This is a genomic window from Formosa sp. F44, from assembly GCF_056238645.1.
This window is the reverse complement of record NZ_JBWDLJ010000003.1, coordinates 346,216-361,145: the sequence shown is the minus strand read 5'-3', so window position 1 is coordinate 361,145 and position 14,930 is coordinate 346,216. Positions and strand designations below refer to the sequence as shown.

Annotated in this window: 11 protein-coding genes and 3 tRNA genes; 6 read left to right on the top strand and 8 right to left on the bottom strand. The window is 34.3% G+C overall.

Annotated features, from left to right (window positions below):
* The first annotated feature begins 206 nt into the window (after positions 1-206).
* Positions 207-2,528, top strand: coding sequence for a patatin-like phospholipase family protein (locus AC0UBM_RS11560; protein WP_475688720.1), 2,322 nt, complete (start codon positions 207-209; stop codon positions 2,526-2,528).
* A 55-nt stretch (positions 2,529-2,583) separates the two neighbouring features.
* Here the strand turns inward: AC0UBM_RS11560 and AC0UBM_RS11555 are convergent, their stop codons facing one another.
* From AC0UBM_RS11555 to mutS, 5 genes are all read right to left on the bottom strand, one after another.
* Entirely contained in the window at positions 2,584-3,531 is a 948-nt protein-coding gene (locus AC0UBM_RS11555; RefSeq protein WP_475688719.1) for a sugar phosphate isomerase/epimerase family protein, read from the bottom strand.
* Positions 3,532-4,005: 474 nt separating this feature from the next.
* Positions 4,006-4,091, bottom strand: a tRNA-Leu gene (locus tag AC0UBM_RS11550).
* An 86-nt stretch (positions 4,092-4,177) separates the two neighbouring features.
* Positions 4,178-4,263 (bottom strand) — tRNA-Leu (locus AC0UBM_RS11545).
* A gap of 36 nt (positions 4,264-4,299) precedes the next feature.
* A tRNA-Gly gene (locus tag AC0UBM_RS11540) sits at positions 4,300-4,371 on the bottom strand.
* Positions 4,372-4,502: 131 nt separating this feature from the next.
* A complete protein-coding gene (mutS, locus tag AC0UBM_RS11535; protein WP_475688718.1) occupies positions 4,503-7,124 on the bottom strand; it encodes a DNA mismatch repair protein MutS in 2,622 nt (873 codons plus the stop codon).
* A gap of 134 nt (positions 7,125-7,258) precedes the next feature.
* Between mutS and AC0UBM_RS11530 the strand changes: the two genes are divergently transcribed.
* Positions 7,259-7,795 (top strand): RNA methyltransferase, encoded by a 537-nt coding sequence (locus AC0UBM_RS11530; protein WP_475688717.1) that lies wholly within the window; start codon positions 7,259-7,261, stop codon positions 7,793-7,795.
* Here the strand turns inward: AC0UBM_RS11530 and folK are convergent.
* Positions 7,792-8,913, bottom strand: a complete 1,122-nt coding sequence (gene folK, locus AC0UBM_RS11525) for a 2-amino-4-hydroxy-6-hydroxymethyldihydropteridine diphosphokinase (protein ID WP_475688716.1) — start codon at positions 8,911-8,913, stop codon at positions 7,792-7,794. The genes AC0UBM_RS11530 and folK overlap by 4 nt on opposite strands.
* 158 nt (positions 8,914-9,071) lie before the next feature.
* Between folK and AC0UBM_RS11520 the strand changes: the two genes are divergently transcribed.
* The 3 genes from AC0UBM_RS11520 to rpsU all read left to right on the top strand — a co-directional run bounded on the left by AC0UBM_RS11520 (position 9,072) and on the right by rpsU (position 11,014).
* Complete coding sequence (locus tag AC0UBM_RS11520; protein WP_414036638.1) at positions 9,072-9,776, top strand: queuosine precursor transporter; 705 nt, start codon at positions 9,072-9,074, stop codon at positions 9,774-9,776.
* A gap of 140 nt (positions 9,777-9,916) precedes the next feature.
* Entirely contained in the window at positions 9,917-10,780 is an 864-nt protein-coding gene (locus AC0UBM_RS11515) for a sigma-70 family RNA polymerase sigma factor (RefSeq protein WP_057777960.1), read from the top strand.
* Positions 10,781-10,819: 39 nt separating this feature from the next.
* Complete coding sequence (gene rpsU, locus AC0UBM_RS11510) at positions 10,820-11,014, top strand: 30S ribosomal protein S21 (RefSeq protein WP_318496787.1); 195 nt, start codon at positions 10,820-10,822, stop codon at positions 11,012-11,014.
* A 68-nt stretch (positions 11,015-11,082) separates the two neighbouring features.
* Here rpsU and AC0UBM_RS11505 read toward each other — a convergent pair whose 3' ends face one another.
* A complete protein-coding gene (locus AC0UBM_RS11505) occupies positions 11,083-11,877 on the bottom strand; it encodes a DUF2797 domain-containing protein (RefSeq protein ID WP_434037013.1) in 795 nt (264 codons plus the stop codon).
* A 40-nt stretch (positions 11,878-11,917) separates the two neighbouring features.
* On the opposite strand from AC0UBM_RS11505, the gene AC0UBM_RS11500 reads away from it, so the two are divergent.
* Positions 11,918-13,456: a GH3 auxin-responsive promoter family protein gene (locus AC0UBM_RS11500; RefSeq protein WP_475688715.1), complete on the top strand. Its 1,539-nt coding sequence runs from the start codon at positions 11,918-11,920 to the stop codon at positions 13,454-13,456.
* Between the two features lie 209 nt (positions 13,457-13,665).
* Here the strand turns inward: AC0UBM_RS11500 and clpX are convergent, their stop codons facing one another.
* Positions 13,666-14,898: an ATP-dependent Clp protease ATP-binding subunit ClpX gene (clpX, locus tag AC0UBM_RS11495; protein ID WP_414036635.1), complete on the bottom strand. Its 1,233-nt coding sequence runs from the start codon at positions 14,896-14,898 to the stop codon at positions 13,666-13,668.
* Positions 14,899-14,930 lie beyond the last annotated feature (32 nt).

The window sequence follows — 14,930 nt, the reverse complement described above, 5'->3', positions numbered from 1 at the left end:
CTTAACGTAAAACCTTGTTTTATCTTGTAAAGCTAGGAAAGAGAATTCAACTTTCAAATAGAATTTGTTTTACAGCTATTTTTATTTCTGTTTGAGATTTTTTATTTTGTATTCTGAACAAGATTTATATCGTCTAAATTAATTTCACTTACATTTGTATTGGTCATTTGTTTTGACGTACTACTAACTCTTTTTTCTTAATATTTATGAATAAATTCTACACGTTTTTTATTCTCTTAGCTTGTTTTCTATCTTCTCTAACTACTCATGCTCAAGATTCAGACAAGCCTAAAGTCGCTTTGGTACTAAGTGGTGGCGGGGCATTAGGAATTGCACACATCCCAACCTTACAAAAATTAGACTCCCTTGGTATCGTTCCAGATTTAATAGTAGGAACAAGTATGGGAAGTATAGTAGGTGCATTATACTCTGTAGGATATACTGGAGATCAAATTGCCGAAATTTCTAAAAATGCAGATTGGGATGCCCTTTTTGGAGGAAGAGCGTCTATTACTAGTGTAAGTAATGAAGAGAAAAGCGAATTCGGACGTTATTCTATAGGCTTTGAGGTTGTAGACAAAAAACCAAAACCAGTAATTGCAATCTTAAACGACCAGAATTTAAGAGACTTCTTTAGTGTACTTACCTATCCGGTGTATAACGTTTCCAAATTTGATGATTACCCTATCCCGTTTAGAGCTATGGCAACAGATATTGTAAACGGAAAACAAATAATATTAGACCAAGGTTCTCTAAGTACAGCCATGCGCGCAAGTATGTCTATACCTGGCGTATTTAAGCCTGTAGAATATAAAAACACGCTACTTGTAGATGGTGGCGTCTTAAACAATTTCCCTGTAGATGTGGCTAAAAGTATGGGTGCCGATTTTATTATAGGAAGTGAAGTAAGTGGCGGATTACAAACTAAAGAACAACTAAGTAATCTCGAAAATTTATTATTTCAAACGGGAATGCTTTCTAGTAATTTACTCGTTGCAAAACATAAAAAGGAATGCGATATTTTATTAGACCATGTTCCTAACCTTAAATACACCCCTGGAGATTTCGATAAAAGCGCTATTATTTACGAAGAAGGAAAAAAAGCCGTTCTAGACAACGAGGATCAATTAGTTGCACTTGCAGAAAAACTAAAACCTTTTAAGCAGAGAGCACATGTTATGCCTGTTCAGAAAAAACTTGTAACACTAGACACCATTGTTTATAAGGGAATTAGTGAAAACAATTTAAGATTAGTAACCACAAGATCTGGATTAAAAGAAAAAGAAGAATACACTGTTGAAGAAGCAGAAACACATATAAACAGAATATTAGGGACTAACCTTTTTAGTTCAATCTCGGCAAATCCTATTATAGATGGCGACAAAATAGGCCTAGAAATTACTGCCATCGAGAAAGCACATAATCAAGTAAAATTAGCGGGACATTTTGACGACTTTAGAGGCGTTGGTTTATTAGTAAATTACACGGGACGAAATATTATAGGATCATCTTCAAGACTACTAGTTACTTTAGATCTTGCAGAACAACCAAAATTTAAAGTGCAATATCAGAAGATATACGGTGAGGATAAAAATTGGTGGTTTAGATCGGAAGTCTTCGGACAAAAATTAGATCAAGATATTTTTATTCAGGGGGAAGCTACAGACGAAATGAATTACAAATATTTACAATTTGATAATGAAATTAATCGCAATATCCATACCCTAAAAAGTTATGCCGGTTTCGGAATTGACTACCAGTTGACAAGCCTTACACCAGATGCTAATCCAGATATTGTAAATAATATATTAAATCTAGCCGACTACAAGTTTAAAACCACAGAGGTGTATGCACAATATGTTTTTAATACTTTAAACACTGTATTTTATCCAACAGAGGGTTATAATTTAGAATTTAGATTAGGGCGAGCATTAAATAATAATGTGGATATTAATTATGTAGATAATGATTTAAACCAAAATCAGTCTGGACATGTAAACGGATTTACTAAATTAAGATTGAACTTTGAAACAGCAAAAACCTTTCATGAAAACCTGACTTTAAAATTAGGTGCTAATATGGGCTTAACATTTATGGATCAAACAGAGGGTGACGATCTTTCTTTTCAGCAACTTGGCTTTGGAGCGAATTATTATCTGGGTGGAAATTTAAGACGACCTAGAGAAGACGATATTGTGTTTTATGGTTTATTAGAAGACGAATTGCCTGTAAGCCAGTTTATGAGTGCTAACATCGCATTGCAATATCAATTCGTTAGAAAATGCTTTATCACACCTCACTTTGATATAGCAACAGTTGGATTTGGAGATTTTAAAGCATATTCTAAAGATGCATTTTCTCCAGACGGCGAATGGAAAGATAATTTAGAAACGAGTAACTTATATTCTATTGGAACAAAAGTATCTTACCTGTCTATGATAGGCCCAATAGATTTAGACTTTACTTGGGTTAACAATACAGATAAATTTCGATTATTCTTTGGAATAGGTATTCCTATTGGACGATAAATAAGTAAAGACTTGAATCTATTCTTTTAAAATCACCAGAAACTCGACTAATTATTTAGGCGTCTTTCCATAGATTACGAATAGTATTTAGGTCTTTTTGCATCGCATCAAAAACTACTTTTTTATCTACTGTAAGCGTCGTAGTACCTTTTTCAGCTCCACCTAATGGATACTCTAAATGTAAAGACACAGGGGGATTTAAACCAGAAGCTTTTAGTAATTCAAAATACTTATTAAAATCGACCATCCCTTCGCCAATAGGCACATTTATTGGTTTCCAAACGCCGTTTTCTTGTCCCCATTTAAAATCTTTAAGCACTATAACTTTTATTGAATTTTTAAGTAAATTGAATCCGTTTTCCCACGACAATCCACCTTCGACTAAGGCATGGCGAATATCGTATTGGGTTCCAAAATAGTTAGAATTAACAGTTTCTAATAGCTTATAAATTTCCCAATAAGATCCACCAACTTTACGTCCTGCATGATTCTGATAACAACCAATCAAGTTATGGTCTTTATTAAGATCGCCTAAGGCTTCAACCTGCTTTTGATAATATTCTAAAGACTCCGGCATAGACCACTTTGTATTGTATTTATACCAATTGGTTCTATAAAACGAGATCCCATGCTTGCCAGCTGTTTTAATAATATCTACATCTAACGGATGCGACACGCTTTCTATAGCTGTAGTTATCATTTTACAACCCGAACCAGATGCTTTTATATCTTGAATTGCCGTGGGAAGCTTGGTTACAACATCTTCGGGAAGCACATGCCCATTAGGCCTAACCGTTAAATCGACACCATTAAAACCCAATTCGGATGCTATTTGCCCTGTTTCTTTATAATCCAAAAATTGTAAATGTTTGGAGAAAATACTAACATCCAAATCATCTGCAGGCATAAACTCTTGTCCTAACGCATACGGCATACCCATTAATGGCAAACTTGATGCCACTACTGCCGACTTTTTTATAAATGTTCTTCTAGAATAACTCATATCGAATCTAATGATTGGTTTCTGACACGTAAGTTTAATGAATAAAAGATACTCATTTTATTCTAGTTTACAGTAAACCAGGTTTGGGTTCATTATTAATTCTGGTATTTCTGAACACATTTTAGTTATTATAAAAAGACAGAATTCTAGATTTTGGACACCTCTAAGCGGACTTCTAAAAGCTTTTACATTAAAATATTTTGTGAAGCACTTGTTTTACATTTTCATGTTCTCGAAGCCGCTCGAACACCATACAAGGACATAATGTTTTTACTATATAACATGTAAGCTAGAAGACTTAATGACAAATTCAATGCGTATCTTTTTTACAAAGATTAAACGCTATTATATAATTAAACGCAACAATCCAGATGGTCCATATTATATTCAAGAGAAATTAGGAAGGCGAAAATAATTGCAAAGTAAGAACATATATAAAACAAAAAAGCCTCTATCTCACGATAAAGGCTTTAGTACAGAAGGCGGGACTTGAACCCGCACGGGCATTACTACCCATTGGATTTTAAGTCCAACGTGTCTACCAATTCCACCACTTCTGCGTGGTATATAATTATTTAAAAGAACAGTCTATATAAATACAGCGATTCGTAATAAAAAAGCCTCTATCTTGCGATAAAGGCTTAAGTACTGAAGGCGGGACTTGAACCCGCACGGGCATTACTACCCATTGGATTTTAAGTCCAACGTGTCTACCAATTCCACCACTTCAGCATTTGGTATATTTTTTTGAAAATCAAAACAGTATAGAGCGAAAGACGGGATTTGAACCCGCGACCCCCACCTTGGCAAGGTGATGCTCTACCCCTGAGCTACTTTCGCGTAGTCTTTTAATGAACGTAGCAACATTGCTATTGCGGATGCAAATTTAGGACTTTTCTTGGTATCTCAAAGCTTTTTTGAAAAATAATTTAAAATAATTTTTAAGCCCTTGAAAATCAATATCAAATAATTTAACTTTTTACCGTTTTACTGGGTTTAATCAGCATACGTTTTATTTCATTCAGCTTCATTAATGCTTCAACAGGCGTTAACGTATCGATATCTGTATTTATAATTTCGTCTTTAATATTTTCTAAAAGCGGATCGTCTAGATTAAAGAAACTTAACTGTAAATCGTCCGACAAGGTTTTCACTTTATCTGTAAGTTCTTCACTAGAATGCGATTTTTCTAACTTCTTTAAAATCGTATTTGCTCGATGCAAAACTTGTTGTGGCATTCCAGCCATTTTAGCCACATGTATACCAAAACTGTGCTCGCTACCACCTTCTACCAATTTACGCAAAAACAAGACATTGTCTTTTAATTCTTTTACCGAGACGTTAAAGTTTTTAATTCTCGGGAACGTTTCGGTCATTTCGTTTAGTTCGTGATAATGCGTGGCAAACAACGTTTTTGCTTTTGCAGGATGCTCGTGTAAATATTCGCTAATCGCCCAAGCAATAGAAATCCCATCGTAAGTACTGGTTCCTCGTCCGATTTCGTCTAGCAAAACCAAACTACGCTCCGACATATTGTTTAGAATAGAAGCTGTTTCGTTCATCTCGACCATAAATGTCGATTCTCCCATCGAAATATTATCGCTCGCACCTACTCTAGTAAATATCTTATCGACTATACCTATTCTAGCGGATTTAGCAGGCACAAAACTCCCGATTTGAGCAAGTAATACAATAAGTGCCGTCTGACGTAAAATAGCCGATTTACCCGACATGTTTGGCCCAGTAATCATGATAATTTGCTGAGACGAGCGGTCTAAAAACACATCGTTCGCAATATAAGGTTCGCCTATTGGTAATTGCTTTTCAATTACGGGGTGACGCCCTTCAACAATTTCTAAATCGAATGTATCATCTAAAACAGGATACACATAATTATTATCGGTTGCCAATTGTGCAAATCCGCATAAACAATCTAATTGCCCAATTAAAAATGCATTTTGCTGAACAGGTTTAATATACTGACTCATCCATGACACTAAATCGGCAAACAGTTTTTGTTCAATAGCTAAAATGCGTTCTTCTGCTCCTAAGATTTTGGCTTCGTATTCTTTTAATTCTTCAGTAATGTAACGCTCTGCACTAACCAAGGTTTGTTTTCTAATCCACTCTTCCGGAACTTTATCTTTATGCGTGTTTCTAACTTCTATATAATAACCAAAGACGTTGTTAGACGCAATTTTTAAAGACGTTATTCCTGTGCGCTCGCATTCGCGCTCTAACATAGCATCTAAATAATTCTTTCCTGAGGTCGACAAGCCACGTAGCTCGTCTAACTCGGCCGAAAATCCTTCAGCAATTGTATGCCCTTTTAAGACATTAACCGGTGCCTCTTCATTTAAAGTCTGTTTAATTTTCTCACGCAACACATCGCAACTCTGTAATTTATCACCTATAATTTTCAAGGCATCGTTACTCGATTGAGACGCCAATGCTTTTATGGGCACAATGGCTTCTAATGAATTTTTAAGTTGAATAACCTCACGCGGACTCACTTTTGCAGTAGCCACTTTTGAGATTAAACGTTCTAAATCGCCTATATGTTTTATATGCTGACGCGTTTTTTGATGTGTGTCTTGTTCTTTAGTTAAGAAATCGACTACCTCATGACGTTGTTTAACTTTTTCAGCGTCTTTTAACGGCAGTGCTAACCATCGTTTTAGTAAACGTCCGCCCATTGGCGAAATGGTTTTGTCTATAATATGTAACAAGGTAACCGCATTGTTATTGGTAGAATTATACAACTCTAAATTACGCATGGTAAAACGGTCCATCCAAACATAATCATCTTCTGCAATACGCGAAATAGAGGTAATATGTTCTAATTTATTGTGCTGTGTTTCGCCTAAATAATGCAACACAGACCCCGAAGCAATAATCCCTTCTTCTAAATTTTCGACACCAAATCCTTTTAATGTTTTTGTATTGAAATGTTTCAATAAGGTTTCATTGGTATAATCGGTTTGATATACCCAATCTTCTAAATGAAACACATGATAATCGTCTCCAAAAGCACTTTTAAACAGATTACGTTTTTGCTTAGATACTAATATTTCACTCGGATTAAAATTCTGAAGTAACTTATCGATGTATTCTTCGTTTCCTTGCGAGGTTAAAAACTCCCCCGTAGAAATGTCTAAAAAGGAAATTCCGATATTCGTTTTTCCAAAATGTACCGCACACAAAAAGTTATTCGATTTCGATTTTAACACCTCATCGTTAAGCGATACACCTGGCGTAATTAATTCTGTAACGCCACGTTTTACAATGGTTTTAGTTTGCTTTGGGTCTTCTAACTGGTCACAAATTGCAACACGTTCGCCAGCTTTTACCAATTTTGGTAAATAGGTGTTTATAGAATGATGCGGAAATCCGGCCAATTCTATCTCACTTTCGCTTCCTGCACCACGTTTTGTTAGCGTAATATCTAAAATTCCTGCAGTCTTAACCGCGTCTGAACCAAAGGTTTCATAAAAATCGCCTACACGAAATAGCAACAAAGCATCTGGATACTTTGCTTTAATCGCATTATACTGTTTCATTAACGGCGTTTCTTTTTTCGTTTTTTTTGCCAAGGGTAAGACGTTTTTTAGTGTTATTTTTGCATTTTAAATACCGTTGCAATGTAACCATAATTTGATTTTTTTGAAAATATGTTCACGCCTATTCAGAAAATCAATACAATAAAAGAATACAGAAATTTAATAGTATGCGTAAATTAAAAAATAGCGAGTTAGATAGATTAAGTGTTGAAGATTTTAAAGACACTAAAAAAACACCGCTTATTATAGTCTTAGATAACATTAGAAGTTTAAATAATATTGGTTCTGTATTTAGAACGAGTGATGCATTTTTGATTGAAAAAATTTACCTCTGTGGCATTACCGCAACACCACCACATAAAGACATACACAAAACAGCTTTAGGAAGTACAGAAACTGTAGCTTGGGAATATGCTGAACACACATTAGATGTGGTTGAAAAATTACAAGCTGAACACGTAAAAGTTTTAAGTATTGAACAAGCCGAAAACGCCACCATGCTTGATACCTTTACTCCAGAAGCAGACACCACTTACGCGTTAGTCTTTGGAAACGAAGTAAAAGGTGTGGCTCAAGATGTTGTTTCTAAAAGCGATATGGTGATTGAAATCCCGCAATTCGGGACCAAGCATTCATTAAACATTTCGGTAAGTGCAGGTGTTTTAATTTGGGATGTATTCAGTAAAATGAAGGCTTTAAATTAAGCATTTATTTGTTCTAGAATAGCCAAATAATCGGCGCGATTGGCTACAAAATCCATATCGGAAATATCGATAATTTTGACTTTTAATTCCGTTTGATTTTTTAAGAACTCAAGATACCCTAAATTGATTTTATTAAGATAATCGTCTTGAATGTGTTGCTCGTAATCGCGACCGCGTTTTTTAATGTTTTGCTGAAGACGCTCTGTATTTTGATATAAATAAATGTACAAATCCGGTTTCGCGATTTCTTTATACATAATATAGAACAACTTTCTGTAGAGCTTAAACTCGTCTTCTTGCAGAGTAATTCTTGAGAAAATTAAAGATTTAAACACATCGTAATCGCTAACTATAAAATCTTTAAATAAATCTAACTGAGATAAATCGTCTGAAATTTGCTGATAGCGGTCTGCCAAAAAGGACATTTCTAAAGGAAACGCATATCGTGGTGCATCTTCGTAGAATTTAGGTAAAAATGGATTGTCGGCAAAACGCTCTAAAACCAACTTGGCATTAAAATCTTCAGACATTTTAGTTGCTAAACTTGTTTTTCCTGCACCAATATTTCCTTCAATAGCGATAAAATTTTGATGAGAAAAATTAAAACGTGTAATTGGGTTTACTAACTCCTGAGGTATCGGAGTTAATACGCTTGTATCTTCACAAACCTCTAATAACGACTTCACCGATTGCTTTAAAACAGGATGTTCAAATTTCGAGGCAATATCGCTTAAAGGCAAGATTACAAAACAGCGTTTTTGCATTTCAGGGTGTGGCACCTTTAGTAATTCGGTATTTATAATTTCATCTTCAACAAAGATAACATCCAAATCAATTATGCGAGCTTCGTAACCAGCGCCTTCTGTTCGTGTACGACCTAATTCTGTTTCAATATCTAATAAGGACTGCATAACCTCATCGGATTCAAGCTCGGTTTTAATAATTAAACACGCATTTAAAAAAGGGTCACTTTCAAAACCAAAAGCAGGCGATGTATATACTTTCGAAATATTTTCTACAGAACCCACACGGTCGAACATGCGATTTACAGCCGATTGTAAATTCTGAAACTTGTCTCCTTTATTGCTTCCTATAGATATGTAAACGTATTTTGCCATGAACTAAAATATGGACAAATTAAAGAAAAGTAATTTACTTAAACTTGAATTTCGCTATTTAAAGACAGATAAAAATTCAACATAAAAATAGAGTCTTTTAATTATGAAAATGTGATTTCGAAATTAAATATGTAGGTTTGTTTTTGAAACTTAGACACATGAATAAAAAGGACCTTTTTCTAGCACATCGTATCTACCTGTTATTGGGTGCTTTATTCATGACCTCTTTAGTTGTTTCGAATCTTATCTTCCAGAAATTCTTTTATTGGTACCCGTTTAACATCACTATTTTTGGCGCCAGTTTATTTGAAATCTCTGTTGGAATTCTTCCTTACCCTATTACGTTTTTAATCACCGATTTAATCAGTGAGATTTATGGTAAAAAGGCCGCCAACCAGGTTGTAATTACTGGGATTTTTGCCTCTGTCTTTTCAATGTTCATTATTTATGCTTCTGATGCTGTTCCCGCAACATCTTGGTCGCCGGTAAACGATGACAAATTTACGAGTGTTTTTGGAAGTACCATAATTGCTGTTTTGGCTAGTATGATGGCTTATTTATTTGCACAATTTATCGATATTCAGATTTATCACTACTGGAAAAAACTTACAAAAGGGAAACATTTGTGGTTACGCAACAATTTTTCCACTTTTTTATCACAATTTATCGACACTTTTACTGTTTTGTTGCTACTTTGTTTTTTTGGTAAACTAGAATGGACTAAATTTGCCGGGTTATTAATCAGCGGATTTTTATTTAAAGTCTTAATGGCTTTATTTGATACTCCGTTTTTATATTTAGGCGTTTATCTATTTAGAAAACGTTTCAATCTAAAAGTTTCCGATGAAATACAACTTTTTTAAGGCATGAATTTTGCTCTTCTAAGGTGTATTTACAAAAATCTAGCTTATTAATTCATTTTTAATGAATTAATTGGTGTTTTATTAGGATTTGTTAAAAATTCGGTTACATTGATAGATACGCACAAAACTAAAACAGATACATGAGGCAATTAAAGATTACAAAGCAAGTAACGAACAGGGAATCTAAATCGTTAGACAAGTACTTACAAGACATAAGTAAAATGCCATTAATTACAGCCGAAGAAGAGGTTGAATTAGCGCAACGTATACGAGAAGGAGACCAAGTAGCTTTAGATAAATTAACAACATCTAATTTACGATTTGTAGTTTCAGTTGCAAAACAATACCAAAATCAAGGTTTAACTTTACCTGATTTAATTAACGAAGGTAATGCTGGTTTAGTAAAAGCAGCAAAGCGTTTCGATGAAACACGTGGGTTTAAGTTTATCTCTTATGCCGTTTGGTGGATTCGTCAGGCTATTTTACAAGCTTTAGCAGAACAGTCTAGAATTGTAAGATTACCGTTAAACAAAATTGGTTCTATTAACAAAATTAATAAAGCCTATTCATTTTTAGAGCAATCGCATGAGCGTCCGCCAAGTGCAGACGAAATTGCAAACGAATTAGACATGACTGTTAGTGAAGTAAAACAGTCTCTTAAAAATTCTGGTCGTCATTTATCAATGGATGCACCATTAAAAGAAGGTGAAACGTCTAGTTTGTATGATGTTGTTAAGTCTGGTGAATCACCAAACCCTGACAACAACTTAATGTACGAGTCATTAAATCTTGAAATTAACAGAGCATTAGACACTTTATCTCCAAGAGAAAGTGATGTGTTGCGTTTGTTTTTTGGATTGAGTAATGAAGCACCAATGAGTTTAGACGAAATTGGAGAAACATTCGATTTAACTCGTGAGCGTGTTAGACAAATAAAAGAAAAAGGAATTAGACGTTTACGTCATAGTTCTAAAAACAAAATATTGAAAACTTATTTAGGATAATCCTAAAAACTTATTAATAATTACTTAAAACCAGATTAGATGCTTAAAATTATAGTAAAAGAAGGTGAACAAATCGATCGCGCCCTTAAACGTTACAAGAGAAAACACAGAAACGTAAAGGTGATGCAAAACCTAAGAGAAAATCAATTTTTCACAAAGCCTTCTGTTAAGAAAAGAAGAGAAAACCAAAAAGCGGCTTATATCCAAAACTTGAGAGATCAAGAAGATATTTAATTGTCGACTTTATATAGAGAACAAAAACACGCTCCGATATTTATATCTGAAGCGTGTTTTTTTTTGTTTTAGCTTATACTTATAGACACATACATACCTTCGTTACCTCGAATATTACAAACCGTGTCATCTTCAAAAATAAGATACTGCCCTTTTACTCCTTTTAAAACACCAGTATACTCGAGCATCTTTTCAATATTAAGAGATTTTGGCTTTGTTGGGTATTGAAGCACCGGGAAATCCATCTCCGTTTCCGGATTGGAATCTATAAAATATGCTTTGGCCTCTTCTGGAATATACGCTTTTAATTTATTTTTCCATTCTACTAGATCCTCATCTTCCACTTCATTTTTAAGCATCGTTCTCCAATTGGTCTTATCAGACACATGGTCTTTTAAGGCGACCTCGGTAATTCCTGCTAAATATCTATTAGGAACTTCTACAACCTCTATGGCTTCATGTGCTCCTTGATCGATCCATCGTGTTGGCACCTGACCTTTCCTTGTAACTCCTACTTTTACCTTACCGGAATTGGCTAAATACACAATGTGAGGTTGTAATTGAACGCGCTTTTCGAAGGCTAAATCCCGGTCTTCTTCATCTAAATGGGCTTTACTTAATTCAGGTTTCATGATCCAATCTGCTGCCTGAGGCACTTCAAAAAAACAGCTCTTACAATAACCTTGTCTGTATATTTTTTTGTCTAATCCGCAATTCAAACATTGATATTTTATAAATTTAATATTTAATGTTTTATTTAGTAACTGATTCATATTTAAAAAGTCAGAATCGAAAACTAAATAATATTGAATAGGCTTAGCATATTCGGTTTCCATTTTTGTTAGAACACCCTCGTAAGTCATAAAAAAAGTATTATTTTTAGTTCATAAATATAATGTAAATATGCCAATTACTATAGTAAACTCAATTGCCTCTTGGTTTCTAAAAAAGCGATTCCATCAAATTGAACTATTTTTAAAATACCCAAACGAGGTGCAGCAAGAATTACTATTAAACTTAATTTACACTGCTAGAGACACTAAAATTGGTAAACAGCATGAATTTCGTACTATAAAAAATTACAAGACCTTCGCAGAACGCGTACCCATTTCTACATATGAAGATTATCAAGATGTGATAGAACGTGCACGCGTAGGCGAACAAAACATCTTTTGGCCATCGCACATTAAATGGTTCGCTAAATCTAGCGGTACTACCAATGCTAAGAGCAAGTTTATACCCGTAAGTTCTGAATCCTTAGAAGATTGTCACTATGCCGCAGGAAAGGACATGCTTTGTATGTATTTAAATAACAATCCTGATTCGCAGCTATTTACGGGAAAAGGACTTCGGTTAGGCGGTAGCAAAGAATTATACAAAGAAAATGGTACGGTCTATGGCGATTTATCGGCCATTTTAATAGACAATATGCCTTTTTGGGCAGAGTTTAGCAGTACACCTAGTAATAAGGTTTCGCTTATGAGCGATTGGGAAACCAAGATGCAAGCTATAGTAGATGAAACGATATTAGAAAACGTTACGAGTTTTGCAGGTGTTCCTTCCTGGATGCTAGTCCTCTTAAATAATGTTCTAGAAACTACTGGAAAAGGTAATTTACATGAGGTTTGGCCTCACTTAGAAGTGTATTTTCATGGCGGTGTAAGCTTTACCCCTTATGCCGATCAATATAAAAAAATACTACCTGATCCTAGTTTTAAATATTACGAAACCTATAATGCTTCTGAAGGTTTCTTTGCCATACAAGATCAGAATGATACCAAGGATTTGCTACTTATGTTAGATTATGGTATTTTCTACGAGTTTATCCCGATGGACACATATGGCACTGCGAATCAAAAAATTATTCCACTGGCAGAAGTTGAATTGAAAAAAAACTACGCCATAGTAATTACTACAAACGCAGGACTATGGAGATATAAAATTGGAGACACCGTTAGATTTACTTCGCTTTCTCCTTATAAAATAAAAGTATCAGGGCGGACAAAACACCATATTAATGTATTTGGAGAAGAATTAATTATCGAAAATGCAGAAGATGCTCTAAAAAAGGTGTGTAAGCGAACAAAAGCTGAAATTGTAGATTATACTGCTGCACCAATATTTATGGTGGGCAAAGAGAAAGGCGCGCATGAATGGATTATAGAATTTAAAAAAGCACCTAACGATATTAATTATTTTAACGAACTACTTGATAACGCGTTAAAGGCTTTAAATTCCGATTATGAAGCCAAACGTTATAACAACCTGACATTAAACAAACCTAAGATCCATATTGGAAGACCTAATTTATTTTACGATTGGCTTAAACTACACAACAAACTAGGTGGCCAACATAAAATCCCAAGACTTTCAAATTCCAGAGAATATATTGATGAATTATTAACCTTAAACACTATTCCTACTTCTTATAATCAACTGTAATTAAGCAGAAGTGATCAGTTTATCGTCGATTCGTGTACATATAACTAAAAGATAGCATTATTCTTTTATAACAGACAGATACACAGTATATTTATTATGCTATTAATTAACATCTACTTATCATAGTGTGTCACAATATTTCACACCGATTAAACAAAAAAACCACTCAATTGAGTGGTTTTTTTTTATTTTGTACAATTCTAAAAGTATTAAGACACAGCTTTCAACTTCTTAATTGTTGTTTTATTTAATTTGGTTTCGGTATATGCTTTTGTAACTCTAAGTTCCTTCTCTTCAGAACCAGGAAGTTCGAACATGGCATCGGTTAAAACCTCTTCGCATAACGAACGTAATCCACGAGCACCTAACTTATATTCTATTGCTTTTTCAACAATAAAATCTAAAGCACCATCGGTGATATGAAATTCAATATCATCCATTTCAAACAACTTTTCGTATTGCTTGATAATGGCATTTTTAGGCTCTGTAAGAATGGCTCTTAGCGTTTTAGCATCAAGCGGATCCATATATGTTAATACAGGTAAACGCCCAATAATTTCAGGAATTAATCCGAAGTCTTTTAAATCCTTTGGAATAATATATTGCAATAAGTGGTTCTGATCGATAATATCGTCTGACTTAGAAGCACTATACCCTACAGCTTGCATATTTAAACGTTTAGAGATATTACGTTCGATACCATCGAAAGCACCTCCTGCAATAAATAAAATGTTTTCCGTATTCACTTCAATAAACTTCTGATCTGGATGCTTACGACCTCCTTTTGGCGGTACATTTACAGTGGTTCCTTCTAAAAGTTTCAATAAAGCTTGTTGCACACCTTCTCCAGAAACATCTCTTGTTATAGATGGATTATCGCTTTTACGAGCAATTTTATCTATTTCATCAATAAAGACAATTCCTTTTTCAGCTTTTTCTAAACTGTAATCTGCAGCTTGCAATAAACGTGTTAAAATACTTTCTACATCTTCTCCAACGTATCCAGCTTCTGTTAACACTGTAGCATCTACTATAGCTAAAGGTACATTTAACATTTTAGCAATAGTTTTTGCCATTAATGTTTTTCCCGTACCTGTTTGCCCAACCATCATGATATTACTTTTCTGTATTTCAATATCGTCTTTAGAAGGCGATTGTAACAGACGTTTGTAATGGTTATATACAGCGACCGACATTACTTTTTTAGTCATATCCTGACCAATAATGTACTCGTCTAAAAATTCTTTAATTTGAAGTGGTTTACGCAACATTAATTCGGCAGATAATTCACTATTATCTGTTTGCTTAGATTCCTCTACAACAATACCATGTGCTTGTTCGATACAACGATCGCATATATGCGCATCTAAACCTGCTATTAATAAACTAGTTTCAGGTTTTTTTCTTCCACAAAACGAACATTCTAATTCTTCCTTTGCCATAAATCTTTTTAAATTTCACTTTTAAATATCAG

What these genes read in the sequence shown, in the direction of transcription:
- AC0UBM_RS11560 (WP_475688720.1), top strand. Translation starts at nt 207, where the DNA reads ATGAATAAATTCTACACGTTTTTTATTCTCTTAGCTTGTTTTCTATCT.
- AC0UBM_RS11555 (WP_475688719.1), bottom strand. Translation starts at nt 3,531, where the DNA reads ATGAGTTATTCTAGAAGAACATTTATAAAAAAGTCGGCAGTAGTGGCA.
- AC0UBM_RS11530 (WP_475688717.1), top strand. Translation starts at nt 7,259, where the DNA reads ATGCGTAAATTAAAAAATAGCGAGTTAGATAGATTAAGTGTTGAAGAT.
- folK (WP_475688716.1), bottom strand. Translation starts at nt 8,913, where the DNA reads ATGGCAAAATACGTTTACATATCTATAGGAAGCAATAAAGGAGACAAG.
- AC0UBM_RS11520 (WP_414036638.1), top strand. Translation starts at nt 9,072, where the DNA reads ATGAATAAAAAGGACCTTTTTCTAGCACATCGTATCTACCTGTTATTG.
- AC0UBM_RS11515 (WP_057777960.1), top strand. Translation starts at nt 9,917, where the DNA reads ATGAGGCAATTAAAGATTACAAAGCAAGTAACGAACAGGGAATCTAAA.
- rpsU (WP_318496787.1), top strand. Translation starts at nt 10,820, where the DNA reads ATGCTTAAAATTATAGTAAAAGAAGGTGAACAAATCGATCGCGCCCTT.
- AC0UBM_RS11505 (WP_434037013.1), bottom strand. Translation starts at nt 11,877, where the DNA reads ATGACTTACGAGGGTGTTCTAACAAAAATGGAAACCGAATATGCTAAG.
- AC0UBM_RS11500 (WP_475688715.1), top strand. Translation starts at nt 11,918, where the DNA reads ATGCCAATTACTATAGTAAACTCAATTGCCTCTTGGTTTCTAAAAAAG.
- clpX (WP_414036635.1), bottom strand. Translation starts at nt 14,898, where the DNA reads ATGGCAAAGGAAGAATTAGAATGTTCGTTTTGTGGAAGAAAAAAACCT.